The organism is Moraxella marmotae, from assembly GCF_042219885.1.
GTDB classification, from domain to species: Bacteria; Pseudomonadota; Gammaproteobacteria; order Pseudomonadales; family Moraxellaceae; genus Moraxella; species Moraxella marmotae.
Window position 1 is genome coordinate 1870269 of the sequence record NZ_JBHJHR010000002.1, and the last position, 17219, is coordinate 1887487.

At 44.1% G+C, this 17219-nt stretch carries 23 protein-coding genes and 1 pseudogene; 18 read left to right on the forward strand and 6 right to left on the reverse strand.

The window, feature by feature from the left end:
* Nucleotides 1-348 precede the first annotated feature (348 nt).
* The 6 genes and pseudogenes from ACFBZI_RS08740 to ACFBZI_RS08765 all read left to right on the forward strand — a co-directional run.
* Nucleotides 349-786 (forward strand): HIT domain-containing protein, encoded by a 438-nt coding sequence (locus ACFBZI_RS08740; RefSeq protein WP_375715946.1) that lies wholly within the window; start codon nt 349-351, stop codon nt 784-786.
* A gap of 432 nt (nt 787-1218) precedes the next feature.
* Entirely contained in the window at nt 1219-1527 is a 309-nt protein-coding gene (locus ACFBZI_RS08745) for a hypothetical protein (RefSeq protein ID WP_375715947.1), read from the forward strand.
* Between the two features lie 109 nt (nt 1528-1636).
* Complete coding sequence (locus ACFBZI_RS08750; RefSeq protein WP_375715948.1) at nt 1637-1882, forward strand: hypothetical protein; 246 nt, start codon at nt 1637-1639, stop codon at nt 1880-1882.
* 66 nt (nt 1883-1948) lie between these two features.
* The gene (locus tag ACFBZI_RS08755) at nt 1949-2842 is read left to right on the forward strand and encodes a phosphoribosyltransferase (RefSeq protein WP_375715949.1); all 894 of its coding nucleotides are present in this window, start codon (nt 1949-1951) and stop codon (nt 2840-2842) included.
* 176 nt (nt 2843-3018) lie between these two features.
* Nucleotides 3019-3435: a hypothetical protein gene (locus ACFBZI_RS08760; RefSeq protein WP_375715950.1), complete on the forward strand. Its 417-nt coding sequence runs from the start codon at nt 3019-3021 to the stop codon at nt 3433-3435.
* A 364-nt stretch (nt 3436-3799) separates the two neighbouring features.
* Nucleotides 3800-4054, forward strand: a pseudogene (locus ACFBZI_RS08765) (phage virion morphogenesis family protein); the annotation flags it as partial.
* A gap of 42 nt (nt 4055-4096) precedes the next feature.
* Here ACFBZI_RS08765 and ACFBZI_RS08770 read toward each other — a convergent pair.
* Nucleotides 4097-4351 carry a BrnA antitoxin family protein gene (locus tag ACFBZI_RS08770; protein ID WP_375715951.1) on the reverse strand — a complete coding sequence of 85 codons (255 nt, stop codon included), beginning with the start codon at nt 4349-4351 and terminating at the stop codon, nt 4097-4099.
* Nucleotides 4311-4598 carry a BrnT family toxin gene (locus ACFBZI_RS08775; protein WP_375715952.1) on the reverse strand — a complete coding sequence of 96 codons (288 nt, stop codon included), beginning with the start codon at nt 4596-4598 and terminating at the stop codon, nt 4311-4313. Before ACFBZI_RS08775 ends, ACFBZI_RS08770 begins: the two co-directional genes overlap by 41 nt.
* A 166-nt stretch (nt 4599-4764) precedes the next feature.
* On the opposite strand from ACFBZI_RS08775, the gene ACFBZI_RS08780 reads away from it, so the two are divergent.
* Both ACFBZI_RS08780 and ACFBZI_RS08785 read left to right on the forward strand, forming a co-directional pair.
* Nucleotides 4765-5025 (forward strand): phage tail assembly protein, encoded by a 261-nt coding sequence (locus tag ACFBZI_RS08780; RefSeq protein WP_375715953.1) that lies wholly within the window; start codon nt 4765-4767, stop codon nt 5023-5025.
* 11 nt (nt 5026-5036) lie between these two features.
* The gene (locus tag ACFBZI_RS08785) at nt 5037-5174 is read left to right on the forward strand and encodes a GpE family phage tail protein (RefSeq protein WP_375715954.1); all 138 of its coding nucleotides are present in this window, start codon (nt 5037-5039) and stop codon (nt 5172-5174) included.
* Nucleotides 5175-5187: 13 nt separating this feature from the next.
* On the opposite strand, the gene ACFBZI_RS08790 is transcribed toward ACFBZI_RS08785, so the two are convergent.
* Nucleotides 5188-5388, reverse strand: a complete 201-nt coding sequence (locus ACFBZI_RS08790; protein ID WP_375715955.1) for a hypothetical protein — start codon at nt 5386-5388, stop codon at nt 5188-5190.
* Between the two features lie 45 nt (nt 5389-5433).
* On the opposite strand from ACFBZI_RS08790, the gene ACFBZI_RS08795 reads away from it, so the two are divergent.
* The 8 genes from ACFBZI_RS08795 (at nt 5434) to folD (ending at nt 11633) form a co-directional block, all read left to right on the forward strand.
* On the forward strand, nt 5434-5562 hold the full coding sequence (locus tag ACFBZI_RS08795; RefSeq protein ID WP_375715956.1) for a hypothetical protein: 129 nt from the start codon (nt 5434-5436) through the stop codon (nt 5560-5562).
* A 238-nt stretch (nt 5563-5800) separates the two neighbouring features.
* Nucleotides 5801-6007, forward strand: coding sequence for a hypothetical protein (locus ACFBZI_RS08800; RefSeq protein ID WP_375715957.1), 207 nt, complete (start codon nt 5801-5803; stop codon nt 6005-6007).
* 200 nt (nt 6008-6207) lie between these two features.
* On the forward strand, nt 6208-6384 hold the full coding sequence (locus tag ACFBZI_RS08805) for a hypothetical protein (protein ID WP_375715958.1): 177 nt from the start codon (nt 6208-6210) through the stop codon (nt 6382-6384).
* Between the two features lie 52 nt (nt 6385-6436).
* On the forward strand, nt 6437-6589 hold the full coding sequence (locus tag ACFBZI_RS08810; RefSeq protein WP_375715959.1) for a hypothetical protein: 153 nt from the start codon (nt 6437-6439) through the stop codon (nt 6587-6589).
* 168 nt (nt 6590-6757) lie between these two features.
* Entirely contained in the window at nt 6758-7513 is a 756-nt protein-coding gene (locus ACFBZI_RS08815) for a hypothetical protein (RefSeq protein WP_375715960.1), read from the forward strand.
* A gap of 272 nt (nt 7514-7785) precedes the next feature.
* A complete protein-coding gene (locus ACFBZI_RS08820) occupies nt 7786-8100 on the forward strand; it encodes an ATP-dependent Clp protease adaptor ClpS (RefSeq protein ID WP_375715961.1) in 315 nt (104 codons plus the stop codon).
* A gap of 86 nt (nt 8101-8186) precedes the next feature.
* Nucleotides 8187-10550, forward strand: a complete 2364-nt coding sequence (locus tag ACFBZI_RS08825; RefSeq protein ID WP_375715962.1) for an AAA family ATPase — start codon at nt 8187-8189, stop codon at nt 10548-10550.
* 231 nt (nt 10551-10781) lie between these two features.
* Nucleotides 10782-11633 (forward strand): bifunctional methylenetetrahydrofolate dehydrogenase/methenyltetrahydrofolate cyclohydrolase FolD, encoded by an 852-nt coding sequence (gene folD / locus ACFBZI_RS08830; protein ID WP_375715963.1) that lies wholly within the window; start codon nt 10782-10784, stop codon nt 11631-11633.
* Between the two features lie 231 nt (nt 11634-11864).
* On the opposite strand, the gene ACFBZI_RS08835 is transcribed toward folD, so the two are convergent.
* Together ACFBZI_RS08835 and ACFBZI_RS08840 are read right to left on the reverse strand one after the other, a co-directional pair.
* Complete coding sequence (locus ACFBZI_RS08835; RefSeq protein ID WP_375715964.1) at nt 11865-12650, reverse strand: hypothetical protein; 786 nt, start codon at nt 12648-12650, stop codon at nt 11865-11867.
* Between the two features lie 277 nt (nt 12651-12927).
* Nucleotides 12928-13269, reverse strand: a complete 342-nt coding sequence (locus ACFBZI_RS08840; RefSeq protein WP_375715965.1) for a hypothetical protein — start codon at nt 13267-13269, stop codon at nt 12928-12930.
* A gap of 88 nt (nt 13270-13357) precedes the next feature.
* Between ACFBZI_RS08840 and ACFBZI_RS08845 the strand changes: the two genes are divergently transcribed.
* Nucleotides 13358-13546: a hypothetical protein gene (locus ACFBZI_RS08845; protein WP_375715966.1), complete on the forward strand. Its 189-nt coding sequence runs from the start codon at nt 13358-13360 to the stop codon at nt 13544-13546.
* 398 nt (nt 13547-13944) lie between these two features.
* Here the strand turns inward: ACFBZI_RS08845 and ACFBZI_RS08850 are convergent, their stop codons facing one another.
* Entirely contained in the window at nt 13945-16128 is a 2184-nt protein-coding gene (locus ACFBZI_RS08850) for a heavy metal translocating P-type ATPase (RefSeq protein ID WP_375715967.1), read from the reverse strand.
* Nucleotides 16129-16442: 314 nt separating this feature from the next.
* On the opposite strand from ACFBZI_RS08850, the gene ACFBZI_RS08855 reads away from it, so the two are divergent.
* Nucleotides 16443-17216, forward strand: coding sequence for a Nif3-like dinuclear metal center hexameric protein (locus ACFBZI_RS08855; protein WP_375715968.1), 774 nt, complete (start codon nt 16443-16445; stop codon nt 17214-17216).
* Nucleotides 17217-17219: the final 3 nt, after the last annotated feature.

Consider the following 17219-nt stretch of genomic DNA (forward strand, 5'->3'; position numbering starts at 1 on the left):
ACTTGATGAAAGACTGCACAGAATACAAATCAGATGAATTGAAGCGTAATTGTCGCTGGGAGAACGAAAAATGATAATCGAAGGGCTGCAAGCCCCTTTTTTAACTTCTTGGCTTGGCTTTTGGCTGTTTAGCATGATGGGCGGTCTTGCCAGTGGCTTTGTCAAGATTGATGATATTATAAGCCGACTTCTCGTTAATTTTTAATAATTAACCCTTATGAAAATTCTAAATATTTAACCAAATTGAGCAAAACGCAATAAAATCTACCAGTAACCGCCAATCTGCCTTTTTAGCCGTCCAAATTTATGCTACAATAGTGCAATTTATAAACACAACAAGAGCCAATTATGTTTCAACTACATCCAACACTTGCAAAAGACACTTTTTTGGTTGGGGATTTTCCATTATCAACCGTGCGATTGATGAATGATTGCCAATTTCCTTGGCTGATTTTAGTACCCCGTGTTTCGGGCATCAAAGAGCTTTATGAGTTATCAGCTGCCGATCAAGTGCAGTTTTTGCGTGAATCTAGCTGGGTTTCTAGCCAAATGGCAAAGATTTTTGGTGCCGATAAGATGAATGTCGCTGCCTTGGGCAATCAAGTGCCGCAGCTGCATTTTCACCACATTGTCCGCTACCAAAACGATGTAGCGTGGCCAAATCCTGTCTGGGGTCGTCCTGCCATCGCCTACACCCAAGAAGTGCTAAACCACATGCAGCAGACGCTGATGATGGCGTTGCGTGGACACCATCAAATGCCGTTTGACTGGAAGATGGATGTATAAGCCATAAGCTATTGATTTTAAAAGGTTTTTATACTCTGATTAGCTGTTTGTACTGCTTTGCGTGCTGCTAAAATAAAAGGCTGCACTAGGTAGAACTTCTAGAATGTTAAATAATCACATCAATTTCATTGGCTGATGAGAGTATCTAACCAAAGCAATTAATCAGGTAAAGCCTAGAGCAATAAGAAATCGCCCATTGTTCCGACTGGGGTTTTTGCTATTATTTTAAGACCGATGATATTATTCATGCAGCCGTCTAATAGGACGGCTTTTTCATTGGAGAATGTTATGGCTGACAAATACAGACATAAAAAATTGGGGCAACAGATTTACGGTATTTAACGGCAGAAAATTACACCAAGCTGATTGCTTTTGTGCTATCATTGACCAAAGAGCAACAAAAACAGATTATTTTGATTGGGAAAGATATTAATGGCTGACGGCAAAGGGTATTTGTATGTAGGCAAAGACAGTGAGCCTTTGTATTTAGCTTACTACTTGACCACATATTTTGAAAAAGTAATTGTACCGCTTAGTGAGATAATAGGTGGTGATTTTCGTGATGAAAAAGAGTATGGTCAGCTGATGGTGGGTTTTTTAAGTATTAAACACTTGAATGCCGAACATTTTAACTACGCCTATCATCTAACCATGCAAGCTTGCCAAGATGATGAGAATTTGGCAAAGTATAAAGATGAGCTGGATAAATTGTTCAAATCCGACCCAAGATTTGCCAATTAACAACTTTTTAACCAAAGCACCCAATTTGTGTTATCATTACCTAAAGAGCAGCAAGAAAAAATCGTCTTTATTTGGAATGAATAATGATTTTTATTGATAACATACCACCATGGGATCAAAGCAGTTTACACAGTGGCTGGCTGATAAAATCAGACTGTTATTACATCAGTTACTTGATGATGATGGCTTTGATGATTTTGAATTAAATCTAACACAAGACATGGTACATTTTGGCGATTTGCCGCATGATGTTTTCTTGCGTGTTGCTAATTTTATCACGGATATTGATGATAACCATGATGAATTAAATACTTTAATGGTTAAATTAAAGAGCGACCCAAGATTTGCCAATTAACAACTTTTTTATTGCCTGACCAAGAAATGGCTCAAACAACAGCCTGACAAATACCAAGACGAAGTATTGGGCAAGACACGAGCCAAGCTATTTCGAGATGGTGGCTTGGCGATTGAGCAGTTTAAGCAGTTGCAGCTAGATAAAAATTTCACCCCTTTAACGCTTGATGAGATGCGAAAGCTAGAAAGTGGGGCGTTTGAAAGAGTATCAGGCTCTGTGCTAAAATATGACTCAATTACAAATGGGAAGCTTGTGATGAAGCGTACGGATTGGGGTGATTTGCCGAATACTATCATTGATAAGCGATTGGGCGATGCAACAGGGCATAAGCTGTATGAAAAAGCCAAATCAGGCGATATTTTTAGTGCTTATCATCTTGCTAAGGATTTGATTGGCTCTGATGCCATTGAGCAGCTAAAACAAATCATTGGCGATAAATCGGTTGTATTTGCTCCTGTACACGCTGAAGAAAGTGCAGGCAGAAACATGATACCTACGGCGGTGGCAACCATTTTATCAAAGCTGGTTCGTGGTAAAATTGATTTGAATGTCGTGCAAGCCGTCAAAGTATCTCGCACAGGTAGTAATGGCTGGCATCGTTTGGCAAATCCGCCGTTTTTTGATGGTAGCATTAAAGATGGTGCTTATGTTATCATGGTTGATGATACCCAAACGCAGGGCGGTACTTTTGCTGCTTTTAAAGGTCATATTGAGCAAAGCGGTGCAAAAGTCATTGGTGCATATGCTCTAACTGGCAAGCAATATTCGGCACAACTTCGCCTAAGTGCTAAAACTTTACAGCAATTGAGAGAAAATTATGGACAACTTGAAACATTCTGGACGCAAACATTCGGCTACGACTTCTCAAAACTCACCGAATGGGAAGCAAAATTCATCATCAATTCAGGTAAAAGTCCTGACGAAGTCCGAGATACAGTCCTTGCGTCAAAGCAAAATTGACGCTTATCATCAAATGATGAAAATGGATTAACTTTACCAAAGCACCCAAATGGGTGCTTTTTTATTGCCTGATGTTGGAAAACTAGGGTGCTTTTGATTAGGAAAAATCAACATGAAATTAAAACTTGATGAAAACGGCAATGTGATTGTCCAAGACGGTAAGCCAGTCTATGTGTATGATGACGGCAAAGAATTGGCGTTTGATGCTGCCTGTGGTGATTGACAAACTTGAGCAGATGGGCAAAGCCCCCAATACGGCGGTTATCGCCATGCGTGATAGCGATGTGCTGCACGCCCTGCGTGATACCAAACAAGCCAAAGGCATCAATTTGCCTGTGGAATTTTGGCGGCAGTTGCCAGAAAAGCTACGCTATCCCACTGCGATTTTATTGGAAACGCAACAAAAACAGCCGACTTTGTTATTTATCTACAAAACCGAGCAAGGCAAAGTGGCAGTAAAAATGGATTATGAAATCAAAATTAAAGATGTGCTAAGTAAGAAAACAGTTAAGCTCAATATGGTAAGGACAGCGAGTTTATTTAAAGATAAAACAGCTTTGTATGATTTTGAAGTGTTATATGGTTCTCTGTAATAGTTTGCCTGATTCGAACAGGATAATGCACCCAATAATGACTGCGACCCTTTCCAGTTGGTAACCCCTATTACAGAGAAGTTTGGATTAAGCGATGGTTTGCCTGATTCGAACAGGATAATACCCCTTTTACAGCGTAACCTTTCCAGTAGGAAACCCCCATCGCTAGGCATACTATACACCCAAATACTTTTTTAATCAATGGAAAATTTGAAAAAGATTATCCAAAACTGTATTGCAGTAGTTCGCCTGATTCGAACAGGATAATGACGGATGAAACATTGCCGCCAACCTTTCCAGTAGGAAACCCCTACTGCAATGGTTTTATTATAACAGTGTTTATTAATTTGTGCTAGGAAAAAAAATGATTCAGGTTACTATCAATACCGATCAGGTCAATCTTAAGCTGCGGCAAATCACTCGTGAACTGCAGCAGTTACGCCCCTTATATGCCACGCTGGGCGAAACCTTGCTCAACTTGCATAAAGACCGCTTCAATGCTCAAATCTCGCCAGATGGTGTGCCTTGGGCGGCACTTAGCCCAAAATACGCCGCCAAAAAGCGGTTCGGTGGCATCTTATACCGCTCAGGCGACCTTAAAAATACGCTACGCTTTAAAGCGACCCCAAATTTTAGACACTTTTTAGGGGTGTTTTGGGATTTAAGAATGTGCAGCGATATACTCAAGCAAGGCTTGGTTAATGCGTGTTTGGTAGCCTTTGCCGTCCGCCTTAAAATAATCAATGACCTTTTGGTCAAGGCGGAGTGTGGTGGATATTTTGTGCTTATCTTTGCGTGGTCTGCCTTTTTTGATAAGGCGACTGCCATGATACACATCTGCCGTGGCAAAAAAGGCATCGTCTAGCTCTGGGGCATCATCTAAGGGCGGCATAAAAGCGGTTAATTTCTCGTTCATTGGCTTTTCTCATTGAAATAATACGGCGGTGCGTGGGGTGGACTTCGTCAGGGTGATATGTCCAAACAACAACAATCAAACGGGCGTTTATGTAACCAATGCTGATGTAGCGAACTTCACCATAGTCATAACGCTTATCAATGCCTGTCATATGCACGCCATCAAAAATTTGGTTGGCATCGGCAAAATCCAAACCACGCTCATTTAGGGTGCGTTGTCGTTTGTTTTCGTCAAATTCTATCAACATGGGCATCACTCAAGTTTTTATTAATTGTAATAACAAATAATAAGATTGTCAATACAAAAAAGATTTATGATGCAAACACCCAAGTTGTTTTATAAATCTATCCTAAAAGACAAAACAGCGATATCGTGGCAAACTGGAGCTAACCCAACCCAATTTAGGAGCAATTATGTCAATCACCATCAAACTACAATTCCCCATCACCGATGGCAACGGCAACGAAGTTGGCGAAGTTATCCTGCGTCGCCCCAAGGTAAAAGATTTACGCCAAGTGGCAAACCAAAGCAAGGACAATCAGCCATCTGTTGAGCTGGAAGTGCAGATGATTTCACGCCTGACAGGGCTTTTGCCTGAAGATGTCGATGCACTGGATATGGCAGACTACACCAAAATCCAAGAGCAAGCACAGGCGATGATGTCGGGAAACTAGATGAAATTGATGTGGCGATAGCAGAGCTGGCTTGGTGGTTCGGCTTTGCACCATCGGAGCTTGAGAATATGAGCTTGTTAGATATTGAACGCTGGCTAAAACAAGCCAATCGCCAAATCAAAGCCAAATACACCAAAGCCGCCTTTTAGGGCGGTTTTGTCTTTAATCGTGAAAGAAAATATCCAGCATGCCAGCGATAAGCAAAATACCAAAGACAACGATAAGAGAAACCGGCAAACAAAACAGCAAAGCAACCGACAAAGGGGCATCATAAAACAGCATCAAGCCTAAAATGCTAATAACGATGGACAGCAGCCACAGCTTGGCAGCACTCAAATCCAGCAGCCATTTGACAAGTTGCATCATTCCCCCTTTGTTTTATTTTAACTATAACATTTGAGAAAATATATGGCAAGCAGTTTTCAGATCAGTTTGGTGTTTGGGGCGGTGATGTCAGGTTCACTGTCTGCCACCACCAGCAATGTACAAAAAATGCTCGATCGGCTAAAAGCCAGCAGTAATGAGCTGATGGACTAGAATGCATTGGCTGTGGAGCGATGCGAATACAAAGCATAAAAAAAGCCTAAGCTGGCGAAGGCTTAGGCTTTTTTGGTAGTCAGTTAAAGACCGTCAAGAAAACAGCTATAAAAAATGGTGCTAACAAACAAAAAGCGATGATGGCAATTATTGCCCAGACACAGCTGAGAAAAAAATTCAATAAACTAAATATGAAGTCAGTCATAAGCACACCACCAAAAAATGGATACTATTTATTATGAGTGTTTTAACCTTAAATGTCAAGTTTAAAGTCAAAGCCCTGCAAGGCTTAATGGCAAAAGGTGGCGGCTCAAAAGCAATAAGCAAACAACTCGCCGATGCCCAAAAAGAAGGTGAAAAACTTGCCAATACGGTAGAACAAAGCAAAAAGTCGCTGATGGACTGGAATGCGTTGACTGTGGAGCGATGCGAATATAAAGCATGAAAAAAGCCTAAGCTGGCGAAGGCTTAGGCTTTTTTTAATAGGGTGGGTTATGCGATGGCAATAAAAATGTTAATCAAAACGATTAATACACCGATAAGAATGGCAACAACAATGGAGCCAACAAAAAATTTGACCAAGCCTTCCATAATTTCTAGTACAAGTAACATATACGCATACCCAATTTAGTAACAGGTGTTTTTATGATGCGAATACAAAGCATAAAAAAGCCTAAGCTGGCGAAGGCTTGGGCTTTTTTGGTAGGCAGTTATATAATTGCCCAAAAAGCACCTATAAAAAATGCCGCCAATAGGCAAAGGATAATGGTGGCAATTATTGCACACACAGTTGACAAAAAATTCCATCAAATTAAATATTAAGCCAAGCATAAGCATACCGCAGCATACCACCAAAAAACGGATATTATTTATTATGAGTGTTTTAACCTTAAATGTCAAGTTCAAAGTCAAAGCCCTGCAAGGCTTAATGGCAAAAGGTGGCGGCTCAATGCTGTCAATTCTGCCAAACTGGCGATTGATGGCAAGAAAACCTTTGCCGATGTCGCCAAAGTTGTCGATGGGCTAAAAATTGGCGATAAATTAACAATACATCACTGGCAAGCTTGCTCAAGAATTGCCCTAAATGAGAATTATTTGTATAAATTTCGTAGTTGGCTAAAATATTCGTGTTTACTTTTGATAATGTTTGCTATAATAGCCGTATTTTGATTTGGGATAATTTTAGGGTGTTATGGTGAAGCGACTTTCTTTATCAATCACAAAAAACCAACACGGCTCAACCAACCAACTGTTGGCACTGTTTTTGGTGGCGTTCATTTTCTCATCGCTCATCGTGGTGGTGATTGGCTATAAATTTGGCTATCGCCAAGGGCTGCACAGTGTCGAAAGCACGGTCAGCTCAAATACCGAAGCCATCGCCAATGTCAGCGAATTGACCGCCGAAAATACACAGCTTAAGCAGGACATTGCCACTGCAATCCAAGAGCGAGACATCAGCCGCTCAACACTGGACAGCTTGCGAGCCGATCTTGAAAATCTAAAAACCACCAATTTGCAGCTTGAGCAAGTCAATGAACTGCTAAAAACTTCGGTGGCAGAACAGGGCGGCGTGGCACTGAACATCATGGCATCAGAGATTATTTCACTGCCTGAAAATATCTTTGAATACCGCTTCGATGTGTCGATGTTGGACATTTCGGGCAAGGCGGTAAAAATGGTTCCCAAGCTGACCTTGCTGAACGAAACCAGTATGGTGGAGATTCCGCTTGATCCTGCCAGCTATGATGTGCGTGGCGTGGCAAATATCCGTGGCCGCTTTGTGATGCCTGAAGGCTTTGTACCAAAACAAATGAAAATCGAGCTTGCCGCTGGCACCCAAAAAGTCCAACAGCTGTATAATTGGCAAATCGGCAAAATCATCAGCGATGCCCCATCATCGGTGGACGGTATGCCAAACACCAGTAACCGCCCAATTGTCAAAAGCGAGTAAGTAAGTCTTGACCATTAAGACAATCACAATAAAAACAATCAAAAACAGGTAAAGGCAATTGGCTTTTGCCTGTTTTCTTTGGCATCTGTGGTCAAAAATGTTATGATAATATAGCGATAAAAGGGCGGCAAATCAAATACCCAAAATGGCTAAGATTGTGTCTAAGGTTGGCGATAACAATTTACCGAGCGATTAGACAGACCATTCACAAAATTTTACTTTGCCAAAGCAATAAGTAACAAGCAATGAGCAATCATGGTATTAAGACAACGATGACAGATTTTAATCAAGACACCGACAGCGATGTGGCAGTACAGACCGAGCCACTCACCAAGCACCCCAAGCTGTATGCCGTGGTGATGCACAATGACGACTACACGACGATGGAATTTGTGGTTTTTGCTTTGGTGGAGATTTTTGGGCATTCGGTCGAAAAAGCCTATCAGCTGATGATGCAAATTCACCAAACAGGACGGTCGGCGGTGGCGGCACTGCCGTATGAGATTGCCGAAATGAAGGTTGAAGAAGTGACTTTACTTGCCGAACAAGAATCCTATCCGCTATTGACCACCATTGAGCCGCTTTAGTTTGATTTATCAATATATGTATTAAATGTATCAAAATATACATAAAAACACACCCCAAAACATTGACAAAAATTACAAGGACAATCATGTTAAGCCCTGATTTTATTGACATTCAAGATTTTATGCACGAATTTGCCAGACGCCACCAGCACCAGTTTGTGACGGTGGAGCATTTGCTGTTGGGCTTATTAAAAGACGCTTTTACCGTCAAAGTGCTGGAGCTGTGTGGGGCGGACACAGGGCATATTTTAACAAGCATTAAGCAATATCTGGCGGACTTTATCCCCAAGCGTGAAGATGTCGAGCCGATGCCGACCAAAAGCCTAAACCGTGTGATGCAGCGAGCCATTTGGCAGGTGCAGGCCAGTCAAACAGGCAAATTGGTTGAGCCAGTGGACGCTTTGGTAGCGATTTTTAAAGAAGAACGCAGCTACGCTAATGAGCTGATACAGTCGTGCGGCGTGGATATTTTGGCGGTAACTCGCACAATTTCAACCGCCAAACGCACAGACGACGACAGCAGTGATGTCGCTGACGACAAAGAAAGACCTAGCCAAGTTGCCAAAAATCCTTTGGCGGCCTATACGCTAAATCTGAACGAGCAAGCCTTGTTGGGCAATATCGATGCACTGATTGGCCGTATTGATGAAATTGAGCGGACAGCCCAAATTTTGTGCCGCCGCCGCAAAAACAATCCACTCTTAGTTGGCGACCCGGGTGTGGGCAAGACCGCCATTGCCGAAGGTTTGGCGTGGCTGATTGTCCACCAAAAAGCCCCAAAACCACTGGCAAATGCGACCATTTATAGCTTAGATACAGGGGCGTTAATTGCAGGAACGAAATTTCGTGGCGAGTTTGAAGCTCGCATGAAGGCACTACTTGCAGAGCTAAAAGACTTGCCTGATGCGGTTTTATTTATCGATGAAATTCACATGATTATCGGTGCTGGATCATCGATGGATAGCAGCATGGATATTTCCAATTTGCTAAAACCTGCCCTTGCCAAGGGACAAATTCGCTGTATTGGCTCGACCACTTTTGTTGAATATCGCCAAGTTTTTGAAAAAGATCACGCTTTATCACGCCGATTTCAAAAAATCGATGTCAAAGAGCCGTCCATTGCCGACACCATCGCCATCTTGCAAGGGCTAAAGCGTTATTATGAAGACTTTCATCAAGTCAGCTATACCGATGCTGCCATCGATGCGGCGGTGCGGTTATCGGTCAAGCATTTGCATGAGCGGTTTTTGCCAGATAAGGCGATTGATGTCATTGATGAAGCAGGTTCGTGGTCTCGCTTGGTAAGTAATAATACGCCAAAATCAGCGTCCAGTGATGCCAAAAATGGCAATGCTCAAAACGCCAAAAACCCAAACGATGGCAATTTAAGCGATGGCAATTCAAACGATAGCAACTTAAACAATGGCAATTCAAACAGCGAGTCCAGCGATGATAAGCCTGTGATTGGCGTTGATGTCATCGAGCAGGTGATTGCCAAAATTGCACGCATTCCCCCAAAATCGGTCTCAAGCGACGACAAACACACCCTAAAAACACTCAAAACCAATCTAAAACAAGTGATTTTTGGGCAAGATAGGGCGATTGAGACGCTCAGCGATGCGATTTTATTGGCACGAGCAGGGCTTAGTAATGGGAGCAAACCCATTGGTTCGTTTTTATTTTCTGGACCAACAGGCGTGGGTAAAACCGAAATCAGCAAGCAGCTGGCTTATCTTTTGGGCGTGGAGCTGGTGCGTTTTGATATGAGCGAATACATGGAAGCCCATACCGCATCACGGCTGATTGGTGCGCCGCCGGGTTATGTGGGCTATGACCAAGGCGGTTTATTGACCGAAAAAATCCAACAATATCCGCATTGTGTGTTGCTGCTTGATGAGCTTGAAAAGGCACACAGCGATGTGTTTAATCTGCTACTACAAGTGATGGATCATGGCACTTTGACGGACAATAATGGGCGTTCGGTGTCGTTTCGGCAAGTGATTATTATCATGACCACCAATGTTGGTGCTGACAGCATCAGCCGCAATTCCATGGGCTTTACCGAACAAAGCCACCACGATGACAATCATGAAGCCATCAAACGCACCTTCAGCCCAGAGTTTCGTAACCGCTTGGACGCCATCATCAACTTTGAGCCGCTGCCAGTGGCGGTGATTGGCCATGTGGTGGACAAATTCATCACCGAATTGCAATCGCTGCTGCTTGACAAAAACATCACACTCACCGTAAGCGATGAAGTGCGTGAATATCTGGGCAAAAAGGGCTATGATCGGCTGATGGGAGCCAGACCGATGGCAAGGCTGGTGCAAGATACGCTCAAAAAACCGCTGTCACAGATGATTTTATTTGGTGAATTGATCAATGGTGGCAAGGTGCGAGCGGTACTGACGGCTGATGAGACGGTGGATTTTGAGATAAATGCCGAATAACGCCCAAAGCCACCAATTTGGCTGAATCATTTTAAAAATTTGGAGCCATTTGGTCATTAGACCATTTAGCAATTTGGAGTAATTTGAGTAATTTACTGGTAAAATGCCGCCAAATTGACTATAATTTCACTTGGTTTTGAGTTTTGATTAGACACGGCATTTAAACAAACAGCAACAAACAGCAAAAGACGCATTGAATAAATGCTTAACAGTGATTAAAGGTGAATGAATATGGCAACGGTATTAGACGGCAAAGCATTGGCAGCAAGTGTGGAAGGTGAGCTAAGTCAGCGAGTCGCCGCCCTAAAAGCAAAAACAGGACGCACGCCCATTTTGGCGACTATCTTGGTTGGTGATGACCCAGCGTCAGCAACTTATGTCCGCATGAAGGGCAATGCCTGCAAGCGTGTGGGCATGGACAGTATCCGTGTTGAGATGCCAGAGCAGACCACGACCGATGAGCTGCTTGCCAAGATTGATGAGCTAAATACCAATCCTGATGTGCATGGCATTTTACTCCAGCACCCTGTGCCAGCACAGATTGACGAGCGAGCATGTTTTGATCGCATCAGTCTGGCAAAAGATGTGGACGGCGTAACTTGTCTGGGCTTTGGGCGTATGTCAATGGGCGAGCCTGCCTATGGTTCATGCACGCCGCAGGGCATTATGCACCTGCTAAACCACTACAATATCGAGCTAGAAGGCAAGCGTGCTGTCGTCGTGGGTCGCAGTGCCATCTTGGGTAAGCCAATGGCGATGATGCTGCTTAACGCCAACTGCACCGTAACCATTTGCCATTCACGCACCCAAAATCTGGCGGCACACATTGGTGATGCTGATATCGTCATTGGGGCGGTCGGCGTGCCTGAGCTGATCAAAAAAGACTGGATTAAGCCAGGTGCGGTTGTTGTTGATGCAGGTTTTCACCCAACGGATACAGGCGGCTGCGGTGATATTGAGCTGGGCGGCATTGAGTCGGTGGCATCGGCTTATACGCCAGTGCCGGGCGGTGTCGGTCCGATGACGATTAATACTTTGATTCGTCAAACTGTCGAAGCTGCCGAAAAAGAAGCAGGCTTATGATATTTGCCCAGTTGTGATTAAAAATCAACAAATCTAGCAAATCTGCTAACATCTACCAATAAAACACCAAGTCGCTAAGTTTGGCTTGGTGTTTTTATGTTGCTTGGTAAAATGGCACAATAAAAGATAGCCGACTGGGTGGGCTTAATTAAAATCTGCGAAGTTGTTGGTCCAGTAAGTATTACATTAAACTGCCTTTAACATAATATATATTATGCGAAGTATAAGCAATCAGTTTGGGTTATTAAATTGTAAATGCTCTAAGCATTGTTCAGCGGTTAAATTCAAATCATAAGCTGCTTTATTTTTGGCAATGCATTCTTGGGCATCGTCATTATAAAATACCATGGCGGGCTTGTTGTCGTAGCTGTACGGCTGCAACTGATAAGTATTGGTTGGGGTTTGAGCATCAACCACTGGGTTTATGGGTATTGATGGCGGCACATAAGGCACGCTACTAACCTGTACTGGCTTTGTTGGTTCTGGCTTTGATGATGCTTCCTGCTTTGTGGGTTCTGTATCGTCTTTTTGGTCTTGGTCTTGGCTTTTGCTGTCATCGTCGTTGGTTGGTTCAATTTCAATTGCCCTGTCTTTGATTTGTAAATCATCAGCAATGGGCATAGCTTGATTGTCTGTATCATCGCTGGTTAAGCCGTTGTTATCGGTGATGGCATGAGCGGCTTTGTCTGTGTTGGCAATATCGTCAGTGTTGGCACTGGTATAAAATTTTAAGCCTTGAGAAACAAAATAAGCGATAATTAAGATAACGCCAACAAAGGTAATGAGCGAAGTAACCAGTTTTCTACTGGTGCGAGCATTGGCATCGGTAACTTGACTGGTTGATTTGTAATAATCAAACATCGCTGGATTTAATCGCCAAACTTGCATATCATCGGCATCTTTAAACGCTGATTTTGTTAGGCTTTTTTGGACATAAGACCACCAATAAACGGTAACACTTTTTCGCTTTCTTGGGCGGTATAAATGCACATGTTCGCCAACATTATCAGCAATCACGAAATTTTGTTTAGTAATCTTTGAAATCTCTTTTGTAAAGCTTTTTAAATCAACCTTTTCTACTTCAACAACCCAATTATCAGCATGGGCAAACAATGGTAAAAGGATAAGCACTAGAGATAAAAACAAAGCTTTCATCATTCAATCCTTAAAAAGTATGTAAAATGCAATCGTTACAACAATAAGAACATATAAAACCATAAACAAAGCTTAAATTTAAAAGTTTAAAAAGGGCAGAACAAAGCCGCCCCACCCTTTTTTGCAAAATGCAAATCAATTAACGCTGAGCAACACGAGTAAGCAGCGACCACACCCACGACAATGCCGCAGGTGCCATCTTAGCTGCACCCAAAGCAGCAACAGCAGCCAAAGCCAGTGTTAATTGCCCTGTTGCTGATGACATATCTAGACCATCAGCAAATGCAGCCGTTGAAGCAATACCAAGTGTAACAACAGAGCCTTCATCGTTATACTTAACAATGCAAGAAGCACAACTAAGACCCAAAGACAACAAATCACCTTCAAAGTAAAAATGTCCCGTTCCACGCTCAACAGCGTAGATTTTAAAAACTGGGATTGATAAACGAAGATGATCAAGCATGATTGTAGAAATGTTCACAAATTAACTTTGGCTAAAAATAACACAAATATACAAGCAACACTTGAACATATCGCAAGCTTTAATGTAAAATTACGGAGGTGGATTCATGACAACATCGGTAAGACTTACAGAGCGCGAAAAAGAATTGATTCGTAAAAAAAGCGTTGAAATTAACCAAGCACTGATAAAAATGGGTAAGCAGCCATTAAGAGATAGCCAAATCGTACATCTAATCCTTGAAATTGCCTTACCAAGAATTGAAGTCGGTGAAAGCGGTCAACTAAAAATTTGGTGAAATATGGACGAAAAACAAATCAAAGAACAATTGGCACAATCGGAAGCCTATATGCAAAAAGGCATACAAGAAGCACAAAACATCTTTTTGTAAGAAAGCCAAAAAGCGAAAGAGCAACAAGCCCAATTTGAGAGTGATTAAATAAAAATTCCGAAATTTCGGACTCAGGCACACCATTAGATAGCGGTGTGCGTGCATGTGTCGCTGTTGCCTTCATTCTCAATGTCTCTTTATCGATTGTTCTTCACGGGCATACAGTTCGTATAGCACCTTATTTTTTATATAATCTTTTGCTTTGGCAAGCTCATCTAATTTAAAGTTATATTCAGGCTTATTGCTTTCTTGTATCTACCCCCTTCCATCAAACCCAATTTAACAATGGGTTAAAAACACTTAATTTAACGATTCAGCCGCACACGCTTCAGCCTTAGGGCGTTGAGCAGTACCGAAATTGAGCTTAACGCCATCGCTGCCGCCGCCATCATCGGATTTAGCACGCCCAGCACCGCCAGTGGAATACCGATGCAATTATAAATCAGGGCAAAAAAGAAGTTTTGTTTGATGTTGGTTAGGGTCATTTGGGCGATTTTGTAGGCGTAATGCACATGCACCAGCGACTCACCCAAAAGCTGTGCCGATGCGGTATGGCGTGCGACATCGGTGGCATTACCGACGGCAAAACTGGCAGACGCTGCCGCCATCGCTGGGGCGTCATTGACCCCATCACCGACCATGGCAACCATTCGCCCTGCATCTTTGAGCTGCTCGATGGCGGTCAGCTTGTCTCGTGGCGACATTTGCCCAGTTCGATTATCGATTGCCAGAGCATCTGCCACGCCATCGACCACCGACTGCCGATCGCCGCTCATTAAGATGGTCTCAATACCGTCTTGGCGGATTTGCTCCAGCACGCTGGCCGATTCGTCTTTAATAGTGTCAGCCAAGCCAAATATCGCCATAGGCTCGCCATCAATGCTGACAGCGACCACGCTGACATCTTGCCATGTGTCATCAGCTTGCCAGTCTAAGCCGATAAAATCTGGCGTGCCGACTTTGATAACGCCAACACCATCAACGCAGCCTGTCAAGCCCTGCCCTGTACTGTGGGTAATTTGTGTCACAGGCAACAGTGCGATTTGTTGGGATTTGGCATACTCCACCAAAGCCTGTGCCAATGGGTGGCTGGCGTGCTGCTCAAGACTTGCAGTCAGCTGTACGGCTTGTTTTTCATCAATCGCTGCTGTTAGGCATTTGATTTGGCGAATGCTGGGCTTGCCAGTTGTCAGCGTGCCAGTTTTGTCAAAGACAATGGTGTCAATGCTGCCTGCCATCTCTAGGCTTACGGCATCACGAAACCAAACGCCATGCCGTGCCGCTGCCCCCATGCCTGTCATAATCGCCGCTGGTGTCGCCAGTCCCAACGCACAAGGGCAAGCAATCACCAGCACCGCCACGCCACGCATCAACGCCACATCAAACGCCGCCCCAAGCCAAAAATTCACCAAAAACCCCAGCACCGCAATCGCCACAACGAGCGGCACAAACACCGCCGCCACTTTATCGGCAAAGCGTGCGATATTTGCCTTCGTGCCTTGGGCTTGTGCCAGAGCAGCCATCATATCGCCCAGCCGTGTCGCTTCGCCTGTCGCCACCGCTTGATATTGTAGTGAGCCATCAGACAGCGTACTGCCAGCAAATACCCTATCGCCGACATTTTTGGTCAAAAGTAAGCTCTCGCCAGTCAGATGCGACTCATCGCACACGCCAGAGCCTGCCAGCACCACGCCATCGACAGCGATTTTATCGCCAGTATTGGCAAGCAGGACATTGCCCACCTTGATGCTGTCTGCTTTGACTTTGGTAAATTGCCCATCAACCAAGCGATTGACTTCATCAGGAATCAGCTGGGTCAATAGACCCAAACTGTTTAGGCTTTGGGTTTTGGTGCGGTGTTCCAAATATTTGCCCAGTCGCACAAAGGCAATCACCATCACCGACGCTTCAAAATACACATGGGCAGCCGCCTGTGGGTGCGTCAGCCACAAATAGGCAGAATACGCCCAAATCGCCGTCGTCCCCAATGCCACCAGCGTATCCATATTGGCAAGTCCGCCACGAATGCTCGCCCACGCCCCTTGATAGAACTTAGCACCAAAAAACAGCTGCACCACGCTCGCCAGCACAAACTGCAACCAAACAGGCATCATCAAATCATGCGTCCCTGCCATCATGCCCAGCATACCGACCCAAAACGGCAACGACAACCCCCAAAGCAGCAGCAAATCCCACGGCACAGCTTGGCTTGGTGGTGTGTTGTCGGCGGCGGCAAGTGCTTCAAATCCTGTTTTTTTTACCCAATCTATAATCAAAGCATCGTCCACCGCCGCATCGTATTCTAGCACCAAAGTTTCGTTGGCAAAATTCACCGTGGCACGCTTGATTTGGCTTTTTTTGTTCAGCACTTTTTCAAGGCGGCTGGCACAAGACTGGCAAGTCATGCCACGAATGGCAAATTGCTTGGTGATGTAGTCGGTTGTACTTGCGTCTGTCGTTTTGGTTGCAGTTGTGGCTTTATCGGACATATTGGCTCACTTATGGGCAAATGGCGGATTTGGTATCAGATTAATACAAATGGCAGTATCAATGGCGGTGCGTCGTGGCGTAACTGTGGCATAACTTTGGCGTGATGAGTTTATCAATTGAACTTATCAATTGGGCTTTAGATATGACAGCCAGCATTTGCACAATAAACAAAAACCCACTACAATAACGCTTATTTTAATTGTACCATACCACAGCATTTGTTGATGATGATTTTATTGGACGAATTGGTTTGTTAAATTTGGTTTATTAAATTGTCATTATCAAATATTATCAAATTACAAAAGGAAAAGCCGTGTCAGCCGTCGCCATCAGCCCCAAGCAGTTAAGCCAGTTTTGTGATGAGTTTTTGCTTGCCAATGAATTTCATGATTATTGCCCCAATGGTCTGCAAGTCGATGCAGGCGTGCCGATTTCACGCATCATCACAGGCGTAACCGCTTGCCAAGCCCTGATTGAGCGAGCGATTGCCGCCGATGCTCAGGCGATTTTGGTGCATCATGGTTATTTTTGGAAAGGTGAGCCTGCACCGCTGACTGGCATGAAAGGCAAGCGTATCCAGAGCCTATTTCGGCATAATATTTCACTGCTTGCCTACCATTTGCCACTGGACGCTCACCCTGCTATCGGTAATAACCGTGCTTTGGCGGATATGCTGGATTTGACCATCACCGCCCCTTTGTATCCGCACGAAAAGCACCCTGTGGGCAATATCGCCAGCACCACACCCATCGCCGCCGATGCTTTTGCTGATAAAATCCATCAAGCCCTAGGGCGGCAGCCTTTGCACATCTGTGCAGGCGAGCGGCATCGGACACTGACCAAAATCGCCCTATGTACAGGCGGTGCGCAGGATATGATTGAGCAGGCGGCACTGTGCGGCTGTGATGCGTTTATTTCTGGAGAAATCTCCGAACGCACCACCCACATGGCACGAGAGCTGGGGCTAGATTATTTTGCCGCAGGGCATCACGCCACCGAGCGTGGCGGCATCATGCGACTGGGCGAAGTGGTCGCCCAGCAGTTCGGCGTTGATGTGCAGTTTGTGGATATTGATAATCCTGCTTAGGTT